Genomic DNA, 24456 nt, shown 5'->3' with positions numbered 1-24456 from the left:
ATACAAATGTAGCTAAAGCGCAGCGTTGTGACAGCTTTCCAGCGTATCAGTCTCCAAGCGCCTTAGTTTTCAACTGTATTCCCCTCCTGCAGCTCATCTATCAGCATCAACTGATCCGGATGAGGAACATAGTATTGTGGAACAGCTTAACCTGACTTTTTTTTCCGAGCTGCAAGGCCAGCCTACACATAGTTTGAGTCATGACTATCGTGTATTCATGCGTGCACATCTGAAAGCAGGTTACAGCATCCCGATGCAGAGCCTGAGAAACGAAGTGTCGATCGATCTGCCCGGACTTGATGCGCTATGCTACCAGCAACATCTGGAGCCCCTTATCCGCCGCTATACGCTGCTGCTTGAGCAAAAATACGCGGTCAAGGTTAAAACCATCGACATAGAGCTGCAGTATTATCCGCACTTCGGCGCACAGGGCAAAAAAGAGGAACACGCAGCCTGAGCACAGATGCCCGGCTGCGTTAACGAGTAAAGGGCCCGTCAGATGGGCCCTGTAGCTGAGTCCTGTAGCTGAGCCCTGAGCAACAGAGCTTACGCCTCTTCGTGAAGCTGTAGTGTACTCAGCGTTCTTTCCCTGACTACTTTCAGCAATGCTGGATCATCTGCCAGAGACTGCCCATACGAGGGTATCATCTCGCGCAGTTTCGCCTGCCAACCATCAGAGTTGAAACGCTCTGTAAAGCAAGTCTCGATGATATTGACCATTGTCTGAGCCGCTGTAGACGCCCCGGGTGAAGCTCCCAGCAGAGCCGCGAGCGATCCATCCGCTGAGGTGATCACCTCGGTACCGAACTCCAGCTTGCCGCCCTTCTCAGGATCTTTTTTGATAATCTGCACTCGCTGACCGGCAATTGAGAGTTTCCAGTCTTCGGCTTTGGCATCAGGATAGAAATCCTGCAGTGACGCAACACGATCACCATGAGACTGCATCACTTCACTGATCAGATAACGCGTCAGATCCATATTGTCCCTGGCAACCGACAGCATGGGCTTAAGGTTACCGAGGTTGACAGACTTCGGCAGATCCAGGAAAGAGCCCTGCTTCAGGAACTTGGTAGTGAAGCCGGCAAAAGGCCCAAACAGCAGCGCCTTCTTGCCATTGATAATACGCGTATCCAGATGCGGAACAGACATCGGCGGCGCGCCCAGAGGCGGCTTGCCATACACCTTGGCATGATGCTGTTCAACAACTTCCGGCGTGGTACATACCAGCCACTGTCCGCTTACGGGGAAACCACCATAACCTTCACGCTCAGGAATCCCCGATTTCTGCAGCAACGGTAAAGAACCGCCCCCAGCTCCCAGGAAAACAAAACCGGCATCAATCGTATAGGACTTATCGAGCTGCTCATCACGGACCTTGACCTCCCAGCGACCGTCAATCTGTTCAAGATCCTTGACGGTATGGCTGGTCAGCAGCTCAAACGAAGGTTGGCGCTGCAGATGCTCGACCAGATAGCGGGTCAAAGCTCCAAAATCGACATCAGATCCATAGCTGACACGTGTTCCCGCCACTTTCTGGTTAGAATCACGATTATGCATCACCAGCGGCATCCACTGACGTAACTGCTCTGGATCTTCGCTGTATTGCATATCGGCAAACAGAGGATGGGCGCTCAGGGTTTCGTGACGTTTGCGTAGAAACGCAACGTTTTCTTCACCCCAGACAAAACTCTGGTGCGGAGCCTGGTTGATGAAAGCCTTGGGAGCGGGCAGCATATTCTGCTCAACCAGCCAGGACCAGAACTGCAAGCTGACTTCAAACGCCGTGTTGATCGCAAATGCCTTGCGGGTATCGATCGACCCATCCGCCAGTTGTGGCGTATAGTTCAATTCGCAATAGGCAGCGTGGCCCGTACCGGCATTGTTCCAGCCACTGGTACTTTCCAGCGCAACCTGATCAAGACGCTCGATCATTGCAATTTTCAAACCGGGATCAAGCTGTTTAAGCAACATCCCCAGGCTGGCACTCATAGCACCGGCCCCTACCAATAAGATATCGACTGTTTTCAAGGTCATTAAAATCGTCGCCATTTGAAAATAAAACGCGATTATATAGACCTGAGAATTGTTAACAATTATTCGTTGGTGTAATTGGCAAAAGATTTTTGCACCTGCACAACAATAATTACCCTTCAGGCCTCTCGAGAAGCGGTGGCAGCGGGCAATCGAGACTATCCGCCACAGCACGCAATAATTCTGCTTCGGTGATGGTGATTTCGCCATCATCCTCTATACAGACTGCCAGAGCCTTCAAAAGTGCCGGTTTTTGCAGCGGTTTCAGTTGTGCCAGCTTACTCAGAGCCTTGTCCAGCTCACTGAGACTGACTGATTCACGGCTGGCAATCGATGCCAGAGGTATCGATAAGGTCGCCACCGCAGCATTATAGGCGTGTGTTGACTGCTCCGGATTTGGGTTGCCAGCGTGTGCTATCAGGGTCAGCAACTGTGCGATTTCATCGCTGCACTGCACAAGATCAAAGCGCTGGCGCTCCCGACTCACGCCTTCAATATTGCGAGTTACAATTCTGAACAGGGCCCATTCCATCAGGCTGACTCTGTTATCAGCACGAATCAACAGCGTCAGACAACGCTTGAAGATGTTGTACTGATCGTCTGTCAATTGCTTCAGTGCAGGCAGCGACAGCTCGACCAGCGGCAAACGCAAGTGCGGATCCAATCCTACAAGTTTATCGAGCAAACGTTGCAGCTCACTGAACACATCAGGTAAGGCATTTTGCTGTAAGGCTTCAAGCTGCTGTTGGCGCACATCCGGCTGCTCACTCAGCAAAAGACCATAGATCACAGCCCGCGCAGAGTAAGGCTCATGGGCGGCCTGGTAAAGCTGTTGATCAAGACGATCCAACACAGACTTCGCATAAGCCAGATGACGACTGCCTGGCTGTCCGATCGCATCGATTGATTCCCGTGCCGCATGCTGCGGCATGGCGCCCCCAGTCATACCTCCAGCCATATCACTAGATAAGCCACCCGAGGAAGCCGCAGTTGCTGCCGTACCCACCAGAATACCCGTCAGCAGCTGCTCTCTTTTTTGCTGTGTATCCTCCTCTGATGCCTGATTCCCATCCCTTTGAGCGGTGCTCTCTTCGAGACTGGTTCTGACAAAGCGCCCATCCCAGTCAGGCTCCACGCGCCGGATGCGATCATTCAGCGGTGGATGGGTCGCCATGAGCGAACCGAAGGCCATCTTGACCCCCTGCCCGAAAAACATATGGCTGAACTCGGCTGCATTGGCAGCACTGAGCTGAGAACCGTGGCTGTAGCCACCGATCTTCTTCAACGCGCCTGAGATACCTTCCGGTTCACGGGTGAACTGAACAGCCGAAGCATCTGCCAGATACTCTCGCTGACGACTGACGGCAGCCTTGATCAGATTCCCGAAAAAGGTTCCGGCATAACCCACCACAGCAAGGCAAGCTCCGAGCGCCAGCACAACAGCTACGCTGTTGCCCTTGCGCGATGAACCCGCTCTTTGAAAACGAACACTGCGCAACAGAAAATAGCCGATCAGGCCAATCACCAGTATCCCGTTCAGCAAGGACACCAGCCGGATGTTCAAACGCATGTCGCCATGCAGAATATGACTGAACTCATGGGCTACAACACCCTGCAACTCAGTGCGATTGAGCAGGCGGATACAGCCACGGGTTATGCCGATAACAGCATCCTGAGGTGTATACCCGGCGGCGAAGGCATTGATCGCATCATCCTCCATGATATACACAGGTGGTACCGGCATGCCGGATGCCAGCGCCATCTCCTCGACAATATTCAGGATGCGTTTTTCATCCGCATCCTGAGTCGAGATGTTCAGTAGTCTTCCACCCATCGCTTCTGCGACCGCGACACCACCACTGCTCAATTGCATGCGCTTGAACAGACTCCCCAGCAGTACGACAGCAATCACAGCCGCTGCCACACCACTGAGCAGAGCCCAGTTATCTACCGAGAGTGCACGCGTCAGCTGATCACCACTCAGAGCTCCACCGGAGGTGGAACCCGTTTGGGTACCTGTCATGATGTACAACACAACTCCGACAGCCAGTGTCGTGATAATAATCAGGCTGATAATCGCCAGCCCGAAAAACAGTACCAACAACTTGGTGTTGCGTCGGGCCTGATCCTGTTGCTCAAAAAAGTTCATCTGCATCCCTGATGTTTAACTGATGGTTTGAAGTTAAAGGTTCAGAAAGAGATTTTCGGTGCAGCCTGGATCTCGGCACTGTCTTCAAACTCCAGCAGCGATGCATCTGGCCCATGCCCAAAGGTCGGTGCCAGAACTACCTGAGGAAAACTCTGCTTATAGGTGTTGTAAGCCATCACGGCATCGTTGAATGCCTGACGCGAAAACGCCACCTTGTTCTCGGTTGAGGTCAGTTCCTCAGAGAGCTGTTGCATATTCTCGGACGCTTTGAGATCAGGATAGGCCTCCATCACCACGCTCAGACGGCCCAGCGCGCTGGTTAAAGCACCTTCGGCTCCCGCCAGTTGAGCCATGGCACCAGCAGCACCCGGATCGGCAGCCGCCGCCTTCAAACCTGCCATCGCGGTATTACGGGCATTCACGACAGCTTCAAGCGTTTCGCGCTCGTGCTTGAGATAACCCTTGGCGGTTTCAACCAGATTGGGAATCAGATCATAACGACGCTTCAGCTGAACTTCGATCTGAGCAAAAGCGTTTTGAAAGCGATTTTTAAGCGCTACCAGTCGGTTATAGATACCGATGACAAAAAACACCAGTCCGGCCAGGACAGCCAGTATGACAATCGTTGTAATTTCCATATTCATTCCTTGTGCTAAAGTTGATCTGCTCATCACATATTAGCACGCTCATCCTGAGGTGAAAGCAGATTGAAACTTGTGTTTTACTTCCGGGTCAAACCGATAAGTTTGCCATTAACCTGCAAGGAGTTGGTCATGTATAGGATAAAACAGACATGTGTTGCGTTATTGCTGAGTCTGGCACTCATCCCTGCAGCTCAGGCTATGGATTACTGGACAGGCGGTATTGGTTCGGAATCACGCATGGAAGCGCCTGTTCATAACACGAAAGTGGAGTTTTCCGCACGCGATGGTGCGTATCTGGCCGACATTGATTTCACACTGAGCCGTGAATCAGGTGAAGTTCTGGTACAAGGTGTCGCAGATGGTCCCTGGTTGATTATCGACCTGCCTGATGGTAGTTACCGATTGACTGGTACCCTGCAGAGCTCTCAGGAAGTTCAGGCGATTACCTTTCGCGTCAGCGGCCAGTCCAGACAGACTCTGGGTATGAGATTCAATCCATAAATGAAAAACGCCCCGCATATGCCGGGGCGTTTTGCTAATCAGTCATTCACGTAGCATTCAATCACGTAGTACTCAATCACATAGCACTCAGTCACCCATTGGTAATGAGCGCTGTTCACGCACTGATTTCAGCGAGAACCAGCCAAAAAAAGCCGCCATCACCAGATAGCCAAAGGTGAAATCCTGTGCTGCATTCAGTGTCATCTGAGGGGCATGCATCAACCCGACAAAGGAACAGGCCGCTGCAATGAGGGCATAGATCGCTGCCTGGCGGAATTTAAGATCAATCACCGAGACGGTCATCGCACCCAGCAAAATCGCGGTAAACATGGCGCCCTGCCCCAACACAACAATCGCACTGGATATGTTATCCACCACATCGCCTGCCCCACGATTGAAGCGCGTCATCACATAGTTGGCAAAATAGGGCAGCATCGCCAACGCAATCGCCGGATAGTAGCGTGACTCGTTGGTCTGGAACGCCGTCGCTATCATCGACATGCCGACAAAAACCAGAATCGGAGCCACCACAGAAACCGGAATGATCGCTGCCAGCGCCGCTATCAGGCCAAACATTGTGGCAACACCATACACCGCGCCATTCAGGATACTGTAGCCACGACCGGCCCCCATCCACTTGGCACCCACGGTCGCAATATACACTGTGGTCGGGAACACGCCACCGAACACCGCGCCCAGCATGGTGCCCACGCCATCAACCGCCTGGCATTCACGGACATCATACTTGTCACCGGCGGCTTCCATCGCTTCAACGTTGTTCATCGTTTCGATCGCATTGTAGAGGGTGATCGGTAGCACAACCGTCAGAATCGCCAGCATGCTGCTGAACAGAAGCCCCAGCCCCTCATACCAGGCAAGACCCGGCAGCAGTGGGTAAAAGCCGATATGGGTGAAAGCATCCGAGAACTTGGCACCGTCCACGGCACCAATCAGGTATGCCATCGCAGTACCAATCACTATCGCAAAGAGCGAGGCCGGCATGCGAAAAGGCATCGCCACCCGCGCAACCAGTCCGACAATGATAATCGCCAGCACCAGCAGACCGACTACTGGAATCTCCAGCGTCTTGAACAGCATCTCACCGGCAATAAAGGTCAGTGCTACACCCGCCACTGCACCGAGCATTGCAGCCCGTGGCAGATGCGACTGTACCCAGCGACCGATCAGGCTGATAGCCACTTCGATGGCACCACTGAGGAAGCAGGCAGCAACAGCAATTTTCCAGGCCAGATCCTCGTCCCCGGTCAGAGCTTTGGCAGGCAGCAGCACACCAAACAGAAAGACGAACATGACCGGCGTACTGATACCGTAGGAGAGCGCTGTGACATCGGCTCTGTTTTCCTTACGCGCAAGTCGGGCAGCACTCCAGGCGTAGTAGAAGTTACCCACCATGACCGCCACGGCAGCCCCCGGCAGCACCTGACCAAATACGATTCCGGGCGAAAACCCCATGCCGAGCATACTGATCGCAATGATGACGAAGTTGGCAATATTGTTCTGAAACAGGGCAAAGAAAGCGTCGGTATCTTCCTTCTTATACCAAGGGTAATGGACTGGTTGAGAGGCCATGGACATTCCTTTTTTTATTTTTCTGTTGGTTGGGTGGGTAGTTATTGATTTGCTGAGGTGAGTTTAGCAACGTTTTTCAAATTTGACTATATAGTCAGCTTTATGTCATAAAACTTCTCATCAATTCCGCCTTCAGACCTGATATGCTCTGCATTAATCAAGCCCTCAGCAGCCTTGGCATTATCAAGATCCATTCATCGGAGTATGGCTGAAGTCGGCAAGCAGACCTGATACCTATCCGGGCTCCACTCGCCCGTCACCGATCAGGCAGCGCACAGATTTCATTATCTACAAGAGCATAAAACGATGCATATCATAGTAGTAGGAGGCGGAGCCGGCGGTCTGGAGCTGGCTACCCGACTCGGGCGCAAGCTTGGTCGGCGCAACAAGGCGGAGATAACCCTGGTTGATCGCAACCAGACTCATATCTGGAAACCCTTGCTGCATGAGGTAGCTACCGGTTCACTGGACACAGGAACCGACGAGATCAGCTACCGCGCTCATGCGCACAATCACCACTTCCGGTTCGTGCTGGGTAGCCTGAGTCATGTTGATCGGGCAGCAAAAACCATCACTCTGTCGGCCCTGAACAGCAACGAGGGCCAGGAGATACTGCCAGAGCGCACGCTCAGCTATGACTATCTGGTACTGGCAATCGGGTCTGTATCAAATGATTTCGGGATCGATGGGATATCCCAGCACTGCATGTATCTGGATAGCCCTCAGCAGGCCGAGCGGTTCCGGCAGCGTCTGGTGAATGGTTTTCTGCGTCTTAATCAGCAACTGGAAACTGACCCCGACGCACAGCTGCGCATTGCGATCGTTGGCGGGGGAGCAACCGGTGTCGAGCTGGCTGCCGAACTGTACAACGCGGCTGAGCTGTTCAAAGTCTACGGATTGGAAAGAGTGACCCTCAAGCATCTTCAGATCACTTTGCTGGAGGCAGGCACACGCATTCTTCCTGCCCTGCCACCTCGAATCGCCGCATCAGCCCGCGATGAGCTGGCCAAGCTGGGCGTTGATATCCGTGAAGGGGCACAGATCGTCAAGGCTGAGAAAGGGGTGATGCATACGCAGACATGTGATCAGATTCATGCTGATCTGATGGTCTGGGCAGCAGGTATCAAGGCCCCCGATTTTCTGCACGATATTGAAGGACTGGAGCTGAGCCGTAATAACCAGATTATCGTGACACCCACGCTCCAGGTAAGCAATGACCCTCATCTGTATGTGTTGGGTGACTGTGCTGCCTGCCCATTACCTGATGGCGGCTGGGTGCCACCCAGAGCACAGTCGGCGCATCAGATGGCAACGCTGGTGTACAAGAACCTGATCGCCTGCCTGAATGGGAAACCACAAAAGTCCTTCAAATACAAAGACCACGGTTCATTGATCTCACTGAGCCACTACAGCACCGTCGGCAGCCTGATGGGGAATCTCACCAGCGGCAGCATGATGATCGAAGGCAGGATCGCGCGGGTGGTTTACATCTCACTCTACCGGATGCACCAACTGGCGCTGCATGGCTGGATCAGAACCATCCTGATGACCGTCGTGGAGAGGGTCAACAGGATTCTGAAACCCCGCTTGAAACTGCATTGATGCCCGATAGAGCGCTCAGTCCGCCGGGACTGTGCGCTCTGCAGCCCAGCGCCGCAGCGCCTCGATCTTCTCGGCCATCACTACCGACAGGGGCCGGGTGCGCTGCAGTTCGTGCAGCAACATATCCCCACTGACAGGCTGACCTGTTGCGTAGGACTCATAAAGCGCGGATACCACCGCCTGCTCCAGCTCCGCCCCTGAAAAACCCTCCGATGCCGATACCAGCAGCGTCAAATCAAAGGCTTCCGGGTCCAGATTACGACGCTTCAGATGCACGTCGAGTATGGTCAGCCTTGCAGCGGCATCCGGCAGATCGACAAAAAAGATCTCATCAAAGCGCCCCTTACGCACCAGCTCCGGCGGCAATGCTGTAATATCATTGGCCGTCGCGACCATAAACACCTGATCGGTACGTTCTGCCATCCAGGTCAACAAAGCTCCCAGCACTCTCTTTGACGGGCCTGATCCTTCTCCAGAATCGGTACCTATCCCCTTTTCTATCTCATCCATCCAGAGCACGCAGGGCGACATCACCTCTGCCGTGCGCAACGCCTCACGAAGATTACGCTCTGTTTCACCATGGTATTTGTTATACAAAGTGCCGAAATCGAGCCTCAGAAGGGGTACACCAAAAGTACCTGCGACGGATTTCGCCGCCAGACTCTTGCCACACCCTTGTACACCCAGCAACAGTATTCCTTTGGGTGGCTCGAGCCCCGGAGGTGGTGCAGCACTGAATGAGGCCGCCCTGCGCTGTAACCAGGATTTGAGGTGTTTCATCCCACCCAGATCGGAAAAGCGCGCCGTGTCATATTCAAACGACAGCGCCCCACCACCTTCCAGCAGGCGATACTTGGCCTGCATCACGGCAGGAATATCTTCCTGAGTGATGGCGCCATCGAGATAGATCGCATTACGGATCAGGCGGCGGGCATCCAGCAGCGGCAATCCGGCCAGATTTCGCACCAGCAGATCCACCGCTGCAGCATCCGCCCGGACACGCTTGCCAACATGCTGTGCACCCCACTCACGTGCGACGTCGTTGATGATTCGCCGCAGTGTTTCAGGAGAGGGAAGAGAGAGCTCGAACCGGGCGCTGTAGCGTGCCAACTCCCCCGGCAGCTCTATTTCGTGGCTGAGCAGAATGATCGTCGCACCCCACTGCTCACACTCCAGCGCAATATCCTTGAGCATGCGCACATTGATCGGCTCACTCAGGTAGGGGTGAAAATCCAGCAGCACATAAAGCCCCGGTGTCTTTGCACTGCGTATATGACCCAGCACAGCGGCGGGTTCAATATTGTGCCGTTGTGCTGCCATATCCTTGTCCAGTCGGCGCAATCCCTCGGTCACCGACCAGCGATAGAGCTGCGTCATCATGCGCTGAGAAAGGCCCATCAGCAGCTCCAACACTCGAGCCTCTTCATGGGTTTCAACCACCACCAGTGGTGTGCGCGAACGCAAAATCAGCTCCAGATCCCTGCTATCGTCCAACTCTCTGTCCTCATGTCATGCTGATGGACAGTCACTGTTCCATCAGGTTTTGAATGCTTTGACGAGACTATCCAATTGTTGGGACAATCTTGCAAGTGATGACGAAGTATCTCTGACCTGCTCCGACATCTCATTCACTCGCTGAGCATCGCCGTTAACCTCTGCAATATGGCGATTAATCTCCTCTGCCACCTGATGTTGCTCTTCTGCCGCTGCAGCGATCTGTGTATTCATATCGCGGATCATGTCCACAGAGGTTCTGACACGATCAAAGCTTTCACTCACCGCCTGGATGCTGGAAACCGTTTTTTCTGTTGCCTGCTGGCTGGCAGACATGCGCTGACTCACGTGGGTGGTGCGCGTATTAAGTTTGTTAAGGAGAGCATTGATCTCCTCGGTGGACTGCGCCGTCCTTTGTGCAAGCCCACGCACCTCATCTGCCACGACGGCAAACCCTCTGCCATGATCGCCTGCACGAGCCGCCTCAATAGCCGCATTAAGCGCCAGCAGATTGGTCTGTTCCGCCACACCACGGATTGTATCCAGTATCAGATTGATATTTCGGGAGTCCTCCTCCAGTTGCACAATCGCACTGACGGAGTCTTCAATCTCGGTGCTGAGTCGGCCCACTTCAGTCACAGCCATATTGATGCTGGCCTGGCCATCCTGCGCTTCATGATAGCCCGTATCAGCCGCCTGGGCCGCATTGCTGCAGGACTTGGCCACCTCATTGGCTGTGGCCACCATCTCATGAAACGCGGTTGACACCATATCAACAGAGTGCCCCTGCCGCCCGGCAGTATCTGTCATATCATGTGACAATTTGGTTGATTCTGCAGAGGACAGCTTCAGGCCCTCTGCGCTTTGTGTGATTTCTGACACCAGATTTCGGATAGTCTTCAGGAAGAGGTTAAACCAGTTCGCCAGCTCAGCCAGCTCATCTTTGCCCTTGACCGACAACTCACGGGTCAGATCTCCCTCGCCCTGAGCGATCTCCTTGAGACTGGCAGAAACCGCCCGGATCGGCCGGACAATAACATCTGCTGTCAGCTTACCGATCAGAGAAAAGAGCAGCACCATTGCCAGAACTATCAGCGACAGAAAGCCTATCATCCGATTAGCTGGTGCCATCACTTCACCATACTCAATCAAACCGATATAGCGCCAGCCCAGTCCCGGAGACTCATAGACTGCCACCATATAATCCTTGCCCGACAGGCTGATACGTTCGCCCCCTTCAGCGGCTTCAAACAATGACCGATAATCTGCTGAAAGCTCTTGAATATTCTTGAAGTTATGCTCCGGATTAGCCGCATCGACCAGAATATTACCACTGGCCTCAAGCAGCATCAGATAACCTGTTTCACCCAGCTTGATATCACGCACCATTGCAGTCAGTTGCCCCAGTGACACATCCAGACCAATGGCACCACCCTGTTTGCCAAGCTGGTTGGCCGTACTCATGACAGTACTGACAATTACGGCATCGTCTGGCTCCCAGTAATAGGCTGAGGTTCTGACGGGCACATCGGGCTGCGCCATTGCAGCCTGGTACCACGGGCGCTGACGCGGGTCATAACGTGCTGATACACTGCCGAGAGGCCACTGGATGTATGAACCTTCCGCCGTGCCCATATACACATACGCCAGGCCGGGATGAGTGGCCGCAAAATGGTCGAAAAGCTCAAACACCTCCTGCTCAATCCCACCGGCCTTATCTGGCGTCATCACCAGTTCTGCACTTGCCAGATAATCGGTGATCCCCGAATCGACCTGCATCATCAGCGGATGGCTGGCGAGAAAGTGGACACTTTTATCAATAGCATCAAAATAGACCTGCATCGCATTGTCTATCTGACGGATTTCACGCGTTGTACTGGTTTGAAAGGACTCTTCAGCTTGCTGCCGCAGGTGGGTGACCACTACTGCAGAGATGATGACAATCGGCAGCACCGCCAGAGCGATAAATGCCAGAATCAATTTTGTTCTTATTTTCACTGATCATGCCCTCAGCCCGTAATATCATTATCAGCTTAGTGCAAAAATTTGAAAATAGATGGCTACAAACGCCATTAAGCCAACGAGTTACGACATCTATCAAACATAGAACAGGCAAGGCAAAGAACAGGGTACTTGAGACTCAGCTATACTGACTATGAACAGGCATCAACCCGCCCATATCAATTGAACACAACAGAATTGCGGAAAAATACGATGCGCCGTTATCTCCGACACTCGACTGACATGCCGCTGACTTATCGAATCGCTGACCAGGCACCCGAGATATCTCTGGAGCACCTTGCTGATATCAGTGCTGGCGGCCTGTGCTTTTCATCCAATCAGTTTATCGATCCCGGACATGTCATGTCGGTCAATATTGACCCGCCGCCCTTTTCAGCCAAGGGTGTGGTCGTCTGGTGCAGGCCGGATGAACGACGCTTCAAAATCGGGGTGGCCTTTGCCAACCCGGAAGATCCCTTCTCAGTTCGGATGGTGGATCAGATCTGTCGTATTGAGGAGTATCGTCAGCAAGTGATGGACGAGGAGGATCGACACCTCAACAGCGAACAGGCCGCCTTTGAGTGGATTGAGAAGTTTGCCGGCGACTATCCGGCTCAGAGCTGATCGCTCTGGAGCTCTATACTATCCAGATGCACAGCTCGCCCGACCGCAGGATCAAACCTGAAACGCCCTTCCACCTCAACCGTCTGCCCCAGCAAAGGCGCAGCCATCTCTGCAGGAAACAGCTCGACACGATGCAAGCGTTCATCCTCTATCCAGTAGTGCAGTGGGTCGGGATGATGGCGCAATATGCCTTGTGTTCTGACAAGACGCTGCTGATAGGCACTCTGCTGCGCAACCAGATTCTCCAGTGTCAGATCAAGATAATCTCGCGTTCTGATCAGCACTGAAAAATCATCATCCAGTGGATCATGCTGCTGCACAACCCGGTTCTCTGAACGTAGTTGATCCAACTCAATATCCTGAGGCAGCCACCCTTTATCCTGCGCAAAACCATCACCATAGCCTGGCAGCAACACGCGATAATCGAACAAGTGTCGCCAGACCCGATAGTCCGGGTCGTGGCGCAAAAGGCTCGTCACACAATTGTGCAACAGCGTATTGTAGAAAGCCGGTGTTTCCGTAAGGCTGGCAACATCACTCATCATGCCGCGAAACAGGTGCTGTTGCTGCTCCTGAGTCAGAGTCATCTCATAGAGAAATACCCGTTCGTTTCGCACATGACTGCGCAAGCCGATAATATCCTCTTCCGTACCCAGCACGATCATGCGGTTATATTGGCGCAGCAAACCGACAAAGGGACTATACGTCTGATCGGGACGTAGCCGCGCCTCAACGGACGCGACCAGATAATCCACTCCCTGTTCCGAGTCATCATTGGCGAACTCAAAGCTGAGAAAAGCGTGCGCAAAGCCGTGATCTGCAAAGTGCGACAGCCCAAACCAGACGCGCTGCAGGTGCTCGGTATTGTAACTGCGATCGAAGTAGTCGGCAGAAGCCGGCGTACCATCCTCCCGGTAACGGAAGTTGCGAATGTTACTGATGTGATGATCGTTGCCCTGCTGCTCTACAGCAGGCAGACGCGTCTGTAACGGATGCCACTCGCCCCCATGTTGTGGCTGCTGAATCAGTAACCACAGACCCAGTAACATCAGAGGCAACAATATCAGAGGCAGAATAATTGAACGACGCAGCATGAGAGCACTTTCCTTAGAGATGATGTGATCAAGTCCCCTATGGAACACCAACACCTTCAAAAAATCACCTTTAAAGTGAGATTTATCTCATGCCCGTTGTTTCACAATGAAGGCCTGCATCAGTTGTTGATGCAGGCCTGATCAATCATCTCCATAGTGGTTTATGAATTTCGTGATCCACATCTTCGGCGGTTAAGCCTATGTCTTTCAGTTGATCTTCGTTTAAGCGGCTCAGCTCGCTTCTGGTACGCCAGTTATGAGCAATTTTTTTGAAAAGCGCTTTCCATGGTTTTCCTTTTAGATTATCTAATGTCTCTTTGCAGCAGACGCTTATATCTAAGTGGCTGTTTTTGATGCTGTCTATTTCTTGTGATGAGCAGGCTTTCATGATATTAGTCCTCTTATTTGTTAAGCAGGCTGATCTATTCATGCTCAAATAATCGGCTATAAAATGATGTGAGACAAACGAGAAAAATCGTCTTATAATTTAGAAAAACTTAACTATGAATGGTGCGCCTGATGTCTTCGAATCGCCCTTTACCTCCGTTAAAGTCATTACAGGCGTTTCGCTATGCAGCTCAGTCGTTGAGCTTTAAGGCAGCAGCGGAGCATCTTTTTGTGACACAAGCAGCGGTGAGCCAGCAGATAAAAACATTAGAACAAGCCTTGGATGTTGAGCTGTTCGAACGACACGCTCGCCAGGTCGTGCTGACCTCAGAAGGACAGTATTTGTTTGAGTACATTGAAAAGGGGTTCACCCTATTGGAGGAAGGTGTAAGGGGGATTACGGAAGATTTGAATCCCAATACCTTGGTGATCAGTGCGCTGCCTTCTTTTTCCAGTCGTTGGTTGGTGTCTCGTTTGGGTAGATTTCAAGCGCAGGAACCTGAGATTAATCTTCGTCTTAGCCCCAGTCTTGATTTATCAGCCTTTACCGATAACGATTTGGATTTGTGCATTCGATTAGGTCGAGGGAAGTATGCAGGGTTACAGTCGCAACTCTTATTAAAAGAGTATTTGGTACTCGTTTGTCATCCATCATTAATTAACATGAACGAACCACTTAAAACACAATTGGCTAATATTCCAATCATCACCGACACTGGACCAGATGTGCAGCATGTGTGGCCCACTTTGCAACGCTTTTTGAATATGTACGATATGCCGATGAAGTCGAATTTGCACGTAGCGGACTCCACGTCACTGGTTGAGGCGCTACTGTCTCGACAAGGTCTTGCTATGATGCGTTATAGCTTGGTTTATGAGCAGATCGAGAAGGGGCAGCTAATCTGCCCGTTGCCGATCTATATGAAGTCGCAATATGATTTTTATCTTGTGGCACCAGCGCCTCATTATAAATATCAGAAAGTAATGAAGTTTAAGCGTTGGATTGAAGACGAGGTGAGGGTGATTGATTCGTCTTGGAAAACATATTTAATGGAACATCCTGATATGGAAGAGGTTAATGTTTAGGGTGTGCTTGTTGGCAGGATTCGCGGGAAACATATACCCTTCACATCAACCTGAATACATGAGACAAAACTACTCCGAGGCCTTAGCTTTAGCCGCCCTCTCCTGTTTGATCTGCCGGACACGATCAAGCCCCTTCATACGCTGAGCGTAGATCACATCCAGTTTGATGCGGATATCATCCGCATCTTCACGATCTGGTCGTTTCTCCAGCTTTTCCTTCAGATCGCGCTCTTTCTGCTTCAGTTTCTTCAGCAGTTCACGAATCGATTTGATCTCTTTCAGCTGCGTTTTGTTATCCGCATCCAGAAATCGGGTCAGGCGTGACAGAAGGTTCTTCGTTTTCATGAGTGCGATTCACCTGATTGGTCGTGTGGCAGCGTATCCTGCTGCTTTGATGACGCCATACTCTGAATTTCATGTTCGTCCAGAGATAACAGATCGTCAACATTTCTAGTGGCTGAAGAGAACAATACCTGCGCTGCATCAATCAAACTCTGACATATGTCATTGGCATAGGCCTCATCATTCATGATTGAGGTTGCAACACTGGCCGTAAAACGCCGATGGCGGATCATCTCATCTATCTCATCCATCAGCGAACGGCTGGATTTTTGCAGAGAAACCCTGAGCGCGTCCAATGACAAATTTGTGACATCTTCAGGTTCTGCTTTACGTAGTTGGCGTAACTCACGTAATAACCTTGCCATCACCAGTCGCATGGAGTCGTAACGCTCACGAATGGCTGGGTTTGGCGACATGCCATAGCGACTCAGATTCTTATGCAGGTGTTTCATTGCCTTGATTGCTTCAACGATATCGCGGCTGGCCTGGCGCAATCGATACAACTCTTCCACACTTTTCTTCGTGGTTTCACGCGACTGAGCTTCACCAATGAAGGAGACGATATCACTGTGCAGACTCTTGATCTTCTGCTCATAAAGATCATCTACATCCAGCGTCATGATGCGACGCGTGTATTTCACTGCTTCTGACAAGGAGTCCTCTGAGTCGATCACGCTCCGTCGCAGGCTCAAGCCATGAGCCAGCAATCCCCAGGCGTTATCAAACAGATGTTCTACCTCCTTGCGTACGGCAGTAATAGCTGTGCTCGGTGTATCCAGCGCATCGGGGTAGAGATAAAGCGGTTTCTCGGAGCCAGAGGGCACGAAGGTGACATAGTGCGTCAGCAACTGCTCAAACTGTTTCACCACCGGCAGAATCAAGAGCACACCCACCAGATTGAACAGCGTGTGGAACAGTGCCAGTTTCAGCATGTGGTCCTGTTCCGCGATGCCGATCAGTGCAGCCACATGATCCACCAGCCAGGCGAGCTGATTGATAAAAACAATACCGACGACTGCCGTCATCACATTGAAGCCCAGATGCGCAAACGCAAGGCGCTTACCACCCAGGTTGGCAGCCATCCCACCCAGCGCCGTCGTGATAGCACTACCTAGATTGGCCCCTATCGCCAGTGCCAGCGCATTCTCATAGCTCACCTGCCCTGCTGCCAGAGCCGTCAGTATCACCAGCAGGGTGGCATGACTCGATTGCATGATCACGGTGATCAGCATGCCAATCAGTGTGAACAACAACACTCCGGCAAAACCTGAAACGGCAAAGGTTGAGAGATCAAAGCCCTGCTGCAGCGCTTCAAACCCCTCCTTCATGAAGTGAATACCGAGGAACAGGAAACCAACCCCCAACAGCAGATAGCCTACACCTTTGAGACTTTTGCTTTTCTGCAGCATGAAGATGACGCCAAACACCAGCATCGGCATGGCATAACCACCGATATCGATTCGCAACCCCAGCCCCGCAATCAGCCAGGCGCCGGTGGTGGTACCGAGGTTCGCACCGATAATGATACCAATGCCGCCTGCGAGCGTGATCATCTCGGCACTGACGAAAGAGATGGTCACCAGCGATACCAGCGTACTGGACTGCATCAGGGCCGTACTGCCGATACCAAAGGCAAGACTCTTCCAGAGCCGGTCGGTGGATTTACGCAACAGCACTTCGAGTGTGCCGCCGGTAAAGGCCTTGAACCCCTCCTCCAGACACATCATGCCAAACAGAAACAAAGCGACCCCGGCCGCTACTTCCTTGAACTCAGAACTGGCCCAGAAACCATAGGCCAGCACCAGCAATACCAGCGGTAATACAAAACGTCTCAGCATCTCGGAAAAGCTCCCTGAACCAAACTGACCTTAATTGCGCTTTGAATATATTGAACAGAACAGGCCCGACACATCGCCGAGATCAGGATGGGGGGCCAGAAATGTGAACGCAGTATGACACAGCTATCATAACTGCACAGCTAAGGGGATGGATAACAGGGAAGGAAATATAAAATCAGAACGACCTGTTAAGAGCGCCCTGAATAGAGCACCCTTAACAGGTCGGGTATATCAGTCTACAAACGCGCGCTCGATCACATACTCGCCGTGAACACCCTGACGCGTCTCTTTGAAGCCCCAGTCATCGAGTACGGAAGTTGTGTCCTTCAGCATTGCTGGGCTACCACAGATCATGAAACGATCATCCTGCAGGTTTGGCGCAGGAATGCCAAGATCTTCAAACAGCTTGCCGGAGCGCATCAGATCGGTCAGGCGGCCCTGGTTCACATAAGGCTCACGGGTTACCGTAGGATAGTAGTGCAATTGATTCTGGATATACTCACCAAAGAACTCATTGTTCGGCAGTACTTCGGTAATATCCTTCTGGTATGCCAACTCAGAGACGAAGCGCACGCCATGGACCAGAATCACTTTCTCATAAGCTTCATAGACCTCAGGGTCCTTGATGATGCTCATGAAGGGTGCCAGACCGGTTCCGGTGGCAAGCAGATACAGATTCTTGCCTGGCAGCAGGAAGTCGGTCAGAAGCGTGCCGGTCGGTTTGCGACTGATAAAGATCTCATCACCGGGCTGGATCTGCTGCAGGCGTGAGGTCAGCGGGCCATCGGCTACCTTGATGCTGAAGAACTCGAGTTCCTCTTCATAGTTCGCGCTGGCAATGCTGTAGGCACGCAGCAGAGGTTTGCCATCCACTTCCAGCCCCAGCATCGTGAAGTGGCCGTTTTTGAAACGAAAACCGGGATCACGTGTTGTCTTGAAACTGAACAGTGTGTCATTCCAGTGCTGTACATCCAGCACTCGCTCTTTGTGCAGATTTGCCATTTGTCAGACCCCTTGTCTCGCGCTGTAAAGCTGTAAGCGCTGAAATTATTACTTGCACATAGTTTAAACACTTATCTATTATTTAAAAAATGAGTAATTTGAATAATCCATATCGATTTTATAACTATGAAATTTACCCTGCGCCAACTTGATGTGTTTATCGAAACCGCCCGCACTGCAAATGTCAGCCGTGCTGCCGAACAGCTCAACCTCTCTCAGTCGGCTGCGAGTAATGCGCTCAAGGAGCTGGAGAATCAATATGAGATTCAGCTGTTTGATCGCGTTGGCAAACGACTGGTGCTGAATGACCTTGGCCGCGCTATCCGCCCTCTGGCTGAAGCTCTGCTGGATCAGGCACGCGAACTGGAGCAGCACCTGCAGCAACGCTCTGCTCTGGGCTCACTCAATATCGGTGCCACCCTGACCATAGGTAACTATCTTGCCGTCGGCATTCTGACCCGCTACCGGGCCGCCTACCCTCAGGCCAGTGTACGCCTGCAGGTTGCCAATACTGCCAGTATTATTGAAAAAGTCGCCAATTTCGAATTGGATCTGGGCATGATCGAAGGTGAACTGAACCACCCGGATCTGACACTGACCCCCTGGACCAAAGATGAACTGGTAGTGTTTTGCTCACCGCAGCACCCTCTGGCCGAGAAGGGCACCTTGAGCGATGAGGATATACTGGCAACAGACTGGATACTGCGCGAGCCCGGTTCAGGCACGCGCCAGACATTTGATCGCGCCATGCATGGTCTGATCGCAGAGCTCAAGCCACCACTTGAGCTACAACATACTGAAGCGATCAAGCGCGCCGTTGAATCAGGGCTGGGGCTGGGATGCCTGTCCCGTCTGTCTGTGGAGGACAATATCCGCCGCGGAGCACTTGTGCCACTGGAACTGCCCGGCCGTCCATTGGACAGGCAGTTCTATCTGGTTCAGCATCAACACAAGTTTCTCAGTAAGGCACTGCAGGAGTGGATCAACTTCTGCGAGGTATAGTCCTGCTTTCCTTAAAGGCTCCTTAAAGGCACCCTAAAGCGTATCGCCCGGCACCCTGACCCACCCTTCCATCAGCACACGTGCACTGCGGCTCATGACCGCCTTGGTGGCTGTCCATTCGCCATCCACCTGCGTGGCAGCGGCACCGACACGCAGTGTTCCGGATGGATGGCCGAAGGTGACAGCATCACGCTCAACGCCACCGGCAGCCAGATTCACCAGCGTACCGGGTACCGCTGCCGCCGTCGCGATCGCCACAGATGCTGTACCCATCATCGCATGGTGCAGCTTGCCCATCGACAGTGCACGCACACAGAGATCTATCTCACCGGCAGCAATCGCCTTGCCACTTGATGCGGTATAGTCGGTAGCCGGGGCAACAAATGCGATCTTCGGTATATGCTGACGATCCGCCGCTTCGGCAATATCCTTTATCAGCCCCATCTTCACGGCACCATAGGCACGCATGGTTTCAAAACGCGCCAGCGCATCTGCATCCCCATTAATATCCTTCTGCAGTTCCGTACCGGTGTAACCGATATCGGCTGCATTGATGAAGATGGTCGGAATACCGGCGTTGATCATCGTTACCTTGATGCTGCCCCCCTTTACAACATCAGCGGGCACGTCCAGATCATCCACCACATTGCCGGTTGGCAACATGGAGCCTTCGCCATCAGCCGGATCCATAAACTCGATCACCACCTCGGCGGCGGGAAAGGTCACGCCATCCAGTTCAAAATCACCGGTTTCCTGTACTTCACCGTTAGTGATAGGTACATGGGCAATGATGGTTTTACTGATGTTTTTCTGCCAGATGCGCACCGTGCAGATGCCGTTTTCCGGAATACGCGAGGCATCCACCAGCCCCTTGCTGATCGCAAAGGCACCCACAGCAGCGGTCAGGTTGCCGCAGTTGCCCGACCAGTCGACAAACGCCTTGTTGATGGCAACCTGCCCGAACAGATAATCCACATCGTGATCCGGCTGCTCGCTTTTCGCCAGAATCACGGTTTTCGAGGTGCTGGAAGTCGCACCACCCATGCCGTCTATCTGCTGACCATAGGGGTCGGGGCTGCCGATCACACGCATCAGGACTCTGTCACGCGCTGCACCTGGCACCTGCGCAGCTTCAGGCAGATCACTCAGGCTGAAAAAGACCCCCTTGGAGGTGCCACCACGCATATAGGTGGCGGGGATTTTGATCTGGGGTGCTTGCGACATATCAGACACTCCCTTCCAGAAAGTCCTGGGCAAAGCGCTGCAATACACCGCCCGCCTTATAGACATGCACTTCAGCCGCCGTATCCAGACGACACAGCATAGGCACTTTAACCTGCTCACCACTCTTGCGATTGATCACCAGAGTCATAGTGCCGCGTGGCTTCAGCTCACCTTCCACGTCGTAGGTTTCTGTGCCGTCCAGACCCAGGGTTTTGCGCGTGGTACCGACTTCGAACTGCAGCGGCAACACACCCATACCGATCAGGTTGGTGCGGTGAATACGCTCAAAGCCTTCTGCTGCGATCACCTCAACACCCGCCAGGCGTACGCCCTTCGCCGCCCAGTCACGTGAAGAGCCCTGACCATAATCGGCACCGGCCACGATAATCAGCGGCTGCTTGCGCTCCATATAGGTCTCGATCGCTTCCCACATGCGCATCACCTTGCCTTCAGGTTCCACGCGTGCCAGTGATCCCTGCTTGACCTGACCATCCACCACGGCCATTTCATTGATCAGTTTCGGGTTAGCGAAGGTCGCACGCTGAGCGGTCAGGTGATCACCACGGTGAGTGGCATAAGAGTTGAAGTCCTCTTCCGGCACACCCATCTTGTGTAGATATTCACCCGCGGCGCTGTCCATCATGATCGCATTGGATGGCGACAGGTGGTCGGTGGTGATGTTGTCAGGCAACACTGCCAGCGGGCGCATCCCCTTCATGGTGCGCTCACCTGCCAGAGCACCTTCCCAGTATGGCGGACGACGGATATAGGTGGACATCGGGCGCCAGTCATACAGTGGGCTTTTGGCAGCTTCGCCACGATCCAGGTCAAACATCGGGATGTAGATCTGCTGGAACTGCTCCGGCTTGACGCTGGTTTTGACCAGTGCATCAATCTCTTCGTCAGACGGCCAGATATCCTTCAGCGTAATCGGGTTGCCATTCTTGTCGGTGCCTAGTACGTCTTTCTCGATATCAAAACGGATGGTACCGGCAATGGCGTAGGCAACGACCAGCGGCGGTGAAGCCAGAAATGCCTGTTTCGCGTAAGGATGGATACGACCATCAAAGTTACGGTTACCAGACAGCACCGCTGTGGCATAGAGGTCACGCTCGATGATCTCCTGCTGGATTTTGGGATCCAGTGCACCAGACATGCCGTTACAGGTGGTGCAGGCATAAGCCACGATACCAAAACCGAGCTTTTCCAACTCGCTCAGCAGACCGGCTTCTTCCAGATAGAGTCTGGCAACCTTAGAGCCTGGCGCAAAAGAAGATTTAACCCAGGGCTTGCGGATCAGACCCAGCTCATTGGCTTTTTTCGCCAGCAGGCCAGCCGCCACTACATTGCGTGGGTTGGAGGTGTTGGTACAACTGGTGATGGCGGCGATGATCACGGCACCATCGGGCATTTCGCCCTCTTTCTCTTCCCATTTACCGGCAATGCCCTTGGCCGCCAGATCACTGGTGGAGACACGAGCATGCGGGTTGGAGGGGCCAGCCATGGTACGCACTACACTGGACAGATCAAACTTCAGCACTCGTGGGTATACGGCTTTTGCCAGCGTGTCAGCCCAGAGGCCTGTGGTCTTGGCGTAGCTTTCCACCAGCGCCACCTGCTCAGGCTCACGACCGGTCAACTTCAGGTAGTCGATAGTCTGTTCATCTATATAAAACATGCCAGCAGTGGCACCGTATTCCGGTGTCATGTTGGAGATAGTGGCACGGTCACCGATGGTCAGGCTGGATGCCCCTTCACCGAAGAATTCCAGATAGGCACCCACTACACGCTCTTTGCGCAGGAACTCAGTCATGGCCAGAACGATGTCAGTGGCAGTGATACCGGGCTGACGCTTGCCAACCAACTCCACGCCGACGATATCGGGCAGACGCATCATGGATGGCAGACCCAGCATTACGGTTTCGGCTTCAAGACCACCGACACCAACAGCGATAACACCCAATGCATCCACGTGCGGGGTATGTGAATCGGTACCGACACAGGTATCCGGGAAAGCTACTGACTTTCCGTTAGCATCCGGACGCACCTGAATCACCGGAGACATCTTCTCCAGGTTGATCTGGTGCATGATGCCGTTACCTGCAGGAATCACATCAACGTTTTCAAAAGCGGTTTTGGTCCACTCAATGAAGTGAAAACGGTCTTCATTACGGCGATCTTCAATGGCGCGGTTTTTGTCAAAGGCATCCGGATCAAAACCCGCGGCTTCGACCGCCAGGGAGTGATCCACGATCAACTGGGTAGGCACCACCGGGTTAACCTTGGACGGATCACCACCCATGTCGGCGATAGCATCACGCAGACCAGCCAGATCGACCAGAGCGGTCTGGCCCAGAATGTCATGGCATACTACGCGCGCCGGATACCAGGGAAAGTCCAGTTCCTGCTTGCGCTCGATCAACTGCCTGAGTGAATCCGTCAGATCCTGCGGCTCGCAGCGGCGAACCAACTGCTCAGCCAGTACGCGTGAGGTGTAAGGTAGCTGATCATACGCGCCAGGCTGGATCGCATCGACAGCGGCACGTGTATCAAAGTAGTCCAGCGATGTGCCGGGCAGAGGTTTGCGGTATTCAGTATTCATGGCGTCGGAACTCACTCAATTGGTTTTGACAGGCCGGATCTGGAGGAGTCGGGCAGCTAGCCCGCTCCTCCTTATATTGTTCCGAATCAGTCACGCTCAGACATGGGTGGTACAGGACGTTGCTCCGGCCCTGTGTAGTCGGCACTCGGACGAATAATGCGGTTATTTTCACGCTGCTCGATCACATGTGCCGTCCAACCCGTCACACGCGAGCAGACGAAGATCGGTGTGAAGAGTTCGGTCGGGATACCCATGAAGTGATACGCAGAAGCATGGAAGAAGTCTGCATTGCAGAACAGCTTTTTCTCTCGCCACATCACCGCCTCCACACGCTCAGAGACAGGGTATAGAACGGTATCACCAACCTGCTCAGACAGTTTTTTAGACCATCCCTTGATGATCTCGTTGCGTGGGTCGGAGTCTCGGTAGATCGCATGGCCAAAGCCCATGATCTTCTCTTTCCGCTCCAGCATACCCATGATGTTGGCTTCCGCCTCATCCGGGGATTTCCAGTCCTTGATCATCGCCATTGCCGCTTCATTGGCACCGCCGTGCAGCGGCCCACGCAACGTGCCGATGGCACCGGTCACACAGCTGTGAATGTCTGACAAGGTAGATGCACAGACACGTGCAGCAAAGGTAGACGCGTTAAACTCATGCTCAGCATAAAGAATCAGCGATGCATGCATCACTTTGACATGCAATGGATCTGGCTTCTTGCCATGCAGGGTCCAGAGGAAGTGCTCGCCGATGGAGTTGGCATCGGGTTCAACATTGATACGCTCTCCCTTATGGGAGAAGTTGTACCAGTAGTTGATGATCGATGGAAACACGCCCAGCATACGATCGATCTTGTCATACTGCTCGCTGAAATCCTTCTCCTGCTCCAGATTGCCCAGCATTGAGCAACCGGTGCGCATCACATCCATCGGATGCGCATCAGCCGGAATCTGCTCCAGCACGGTTTTCAGCGCTGCCGGCAGGCCTCGCAGCGACTTGAGCTTAGCCTTATAAGCATCCAGTTCAGTCTGATTCGGTAATTTGCCATACACCAGCAGATAGGCAACCTCTTCAAACTCGGCCTTGTCTGCCAGCTCTTTCATATCATAGCCACGGTAGGTCAGACCTGCGCCAGTATGCCCTACGGTACACAGAGCCGTAGCGCCCGCGGACTGACCACGCAAGCCAGCGCCACCGAGTTGTTTTGCTTCAGCCATTGTTTTCTCCTCTTGTATCAGGGTTA

General features: G+C 52.9%; 20 protein-coding genes. 6 read left to right on the top strand and 14 right to left on the bottom strand.

Annotation, left to right across the window (positions count from 1 at the left end):
* Positions 1-136: 136 nt before the first annotated feature.
* Positions 137-457, top strand: coding sequence for a hypothetical protein (locus tag ACK3CJ_RS09210; protein WP_409526122.1), 321 nt, complete (start codon positions 137-139; stop codon positions 455-457).
* A gap of 89 nt (positions 458-546) precedes the next feature.
* Here the strand turns inward: ACK3CJ_RS09210 and mqo are convergent, their stop codons facing one another.
* The 3 genes from mqo to ACK3CJ_RS09195 form a co-directional block, all read right to left on the bottom strand.
* Complete coding sequence (mqo, locus tag ACK3CJ_RS09205) at positions 547-2034, bottom strand: malate dehydrogenase (quinone) (RefSeq protein ID WP_409526121.1); 1488 nt, start codon at positions 2032-2034, stop codon at positions 547-549.
* 109 nt (positions 2035-2143) lie between these two features.
* Complete coding sequence (locus ACK3CJ_RS09200; RefSeq protein WP_409526120.1) at positions 2144-4180, bottom strand: M48 family metallopeptidase; 2037 nt, start codon at positions 4178-4180, stop codon at positions 2144-2146.
* A gap of 41 nt (positions 4181-4221) precedes the next feature.
* A complete protein-coding gene (locus ACK3CJ_RS09195; RefSeq protein ID WP_409526119.1) occupies positions 4222-4818 on the bottom strand; it encodes a LemA family protein in 597 nt (198 codons plus the stop codon).
* Between the two features lie 135 nt (positions 4819-4953).
* On the opposite strand from ACK3CJ_RS09195, the gene ACK3CJ_RS09190 reads away from it, so the two are divergent.
* Complete coding sequence (locus ACK3CJ_RS09190) at positions 4954-5325, top strand: hypothetical protein (protein ID WP_409526118.1); 372 nt, start codon at positions 4954-4956, stop codon at positions 5323-5325.
* An 87-nt stretch (positions 5326-5412) separates the two neighbouring features.
* Here the strand turns inward: ACK3CJ_RS09190 and ACK3CJ_RS09185 are convergent, their stop codons facing one another.
* Positions 5413-6915: an NCS2 family permease gene (locus ACK3CJ_RS09185; RefSeq protein WP_409526117.1), complete on the bottom strand. Its 1503-nt coding sequence runs from the start codon at positions 6913-6915 to the stop codon at positions 5413-5415.
* Positions 6916-7221: 306 nt separating this feature from the next.
* Here ACK3CJ_RS09185 and ACK3CJ_RS09180 point away from each other — a divergent pair, with 306 nt between their 5' ends.
* Positions 7222-8517, top strand: coding sequence for an NAD(P)/FAD-dependent oxidoreductase (locus tag ACK3CJ_RS09180; RefSeq protein WP_409526116.1), 1296 nt, complete (start codon positions 7222-7224; stop codon positions 8515-8517).
* A gap of 15 nt (positions 8518-8532) precedes the next feature.
* Here the strand turns inward: ACK3CJ_RS09180 and ACK3CJ_RS09175 are convergent, their stop codons facing one another.
* Complete coding sequence (locus tag ACK3CJ_RS09175; RefSeq protein ID WP_409526115.1) at positions 8533-10011, bottom strand: AAA family ATPase; 1479 nt, start codon at positions 10009-10011, stop codon at positions 8533-8535.
* A 42-nt stretch (positions 10012-10053) separates the two neighbouring features.
* Positions 10054-12009 (bottom strand): methyl-accepting chemotaxis protein, encoded by a 1956-nt coding sequence (locus ACK3CJ_RS09170; protein ID WP_409526114.1) that lies wholly within the window; start codon positions 12007-12009, stop codon positions 10054-10056.
* 216 nt (positions 12010-12225) lie between these two features.
* On the opposite strand from ACK3CJ_RS09170, the gene ACK3CJ_RS09165 reads away from it, so the two are divergent.
* Entirely contained in the window at positions 12226-12636 is a 411-nt protein-coding gene (locus ACK3CJ_RS09165; protein ID WP_409526113.1) for a PilZ domain-containing protein, read from the top strand.
* Here ACK3CJ_RS09165 and ACK3CJ_RS09160 read toward each other — a convergent pair.
* Together ACK3CJ_RS09160 and ACK3CJ_RS09155 are read right to left on the bottom strand one after the other, a co-directional pair.
* Positions 12627-13730 (bottom strand): DUF4105 domain-containing protein, encoded by a 1104-nt coding sequence (locus tag ACK3CJ_RS09160; protein WP_409526112.1) that lies wholly within the window; start codon positions 13728-13730, stop codon positions 12627-12629. The two genes, ACK3CJ_RS09165 and ACK3CJ_RS09160, sit on opposite strands and share 10 nt — an antisense overlap.
* 145 nt (positions 13731-13875) lie before the next feature.
* A complete protein-coding gene (locus ACK3CJ_RS09155) occupies positions 13876-14118 on the bottom strand; it encodes a DUF1127 domain-containing protein (protein WP_409526111.1) in 243 nt (80 codons plus the stop codon).
* Positions 14119-14249: 131 nt separating this feature from the next.
* On the opposite strand from ACK3CJ_RS09155, the gene ACK3CJ_RS09150 reads away from it, so the two are divergent.
* Positions 14250-15203 carry a LysR substrate-binding domain-containing protein gene (locus tag ACK3CJ_RS09150; protein WP_409526110.1) on the top strand — a complete coding sequence of 318 codons (954 nt, stop codon included), beginning with the start codon at positions 14250-14252 and terminating at the stop codon, positions 15201-15203.
* A 69-nt stretch (positions 15204-15272) separates the two neighbouring features.
* Here the strand turns inward: ACK3CJ_RS09150 and ACK3CJ_RS09145 are convergent, their stop codons facing one another.
* The 3 genes from ACK3CJ_RS09145 to ACK3CJ_RS09135 form a co-directional block, all read right to left on the bottom strand.
* On the bottom strand, positions 15273-15548 hold the full coding sequence (locus tag ACK3CJ_RS09145) for a hypothetical protein (RefSeq protein WP_409526109.1): 276 nt from the start codon (positions 15546-15548) through the stop codon (positions 15273-15275).
* Entirely contained in the window at positions 15545-17383 is a 1839-nt protein-coding gene (locus ACK3CJ_RS09140; protein ID WP_409526108.1) for a Na/Pi cotransporter family protein, read from the bottom strand. The genes ACK3CJ_RS09145 and ACK3CJ_RS09140 overlap by 4 nt, the downstream gene beginning before the upstream one ends.
* Positions 17384-17614: 231 nt before the next feature.
* Complete coding sequence (locus ACK3CJ_RS09135) at positions 17615-18385, bottom strand: ferredoxin--NADP reductase (protein ID WP_151704547.1); 771 nt, start codon at positions 18383-18385, stop codon at positions 17615-17617.
* Between the two features lie 126 nt (positions 18386-18511).
* Here ACK3CJ_RS09135 and ACK3CJ_RS09130 point away from each other — a divergent pair, with 126 nt between their 5' ends.
* Positions 18512-19387 carry a LysR family transcriptional regulator gene (locus tag ACK3CJ_RS09130; RefSeq protein ID WP_409526107.1) on the top strand — a complete coding sequence of 292 codons (876 nt, stop codon included), beginning with the start codon at positions 18512-18514 and terminating at the stop codon, positions 19385-19387.
* A 33-nt stretch (positions 19388-19420) separates the two neighbouring features.
* Here ACK3CJ_RS09130 and prpF read toward each other — a convergent pair whose 3' ends face one another.
* The 3 genes from prpF to prpC form a co-directional block, all read right to left on the bottom strand.
* Positions 19421-20611 carry a 2-methylaconitate cis-trans isomerase PrpF gene (prpF, locus tag ACK3CJ_RS09125; protein ID WP_409526106.1) on the bottom strand — a complete coding sequence of 397 codons (1191 nt, stop codon included), beginning with the start codon at positions 20609-20611 and terminating at the stop codon, positions 19421-19423.
* Position 20612: 1 nt separating this feature from the next.
* Positions 20613-23213 carry a Fe/S-dependent 2-methylisocitrate dehydratase AcnD gene (acnD, locus tag ACK3CJ_RS09120; protein WP_409526105.1) on the bottom strand — a complete coding sequence of 867 codons (2601 nt, stop codon included), beginning with the start codon at positions 23211-23213 and terminating at the stop codon, positions 20613-20615.
* Positions 23214-23299: 86 nt separating this feature from the next.
* A complete protein-coding gene (gene prpC / locus ACK3CJ_RS09115) occupies positions 23300-24430 on the bottom strand; it encodes a bifunctional 2-methylcitrate synthase/citrate synthase (protein ID WP_409526104.1) in 1131 nt (376 codons plus the stop codon).
* Between the last annotated feature and the right edge of the window lie 26 nt (positions 24431-24456).

The sequence above is a fragment of the Nitrincola salilacus genome, assembly GCF_046271865.1.
Lineage (GTDB): Bacteria > Pseudomonadota > Gammaproteobacteria > Pseudomonadales > Balneatricaceae > Nitrincola > Nitrincola salilacus.
Note: the sequence above shows the minus strand (reverse complement) of the source record. Positions and strands in the feature narration are given on the sequence as shown.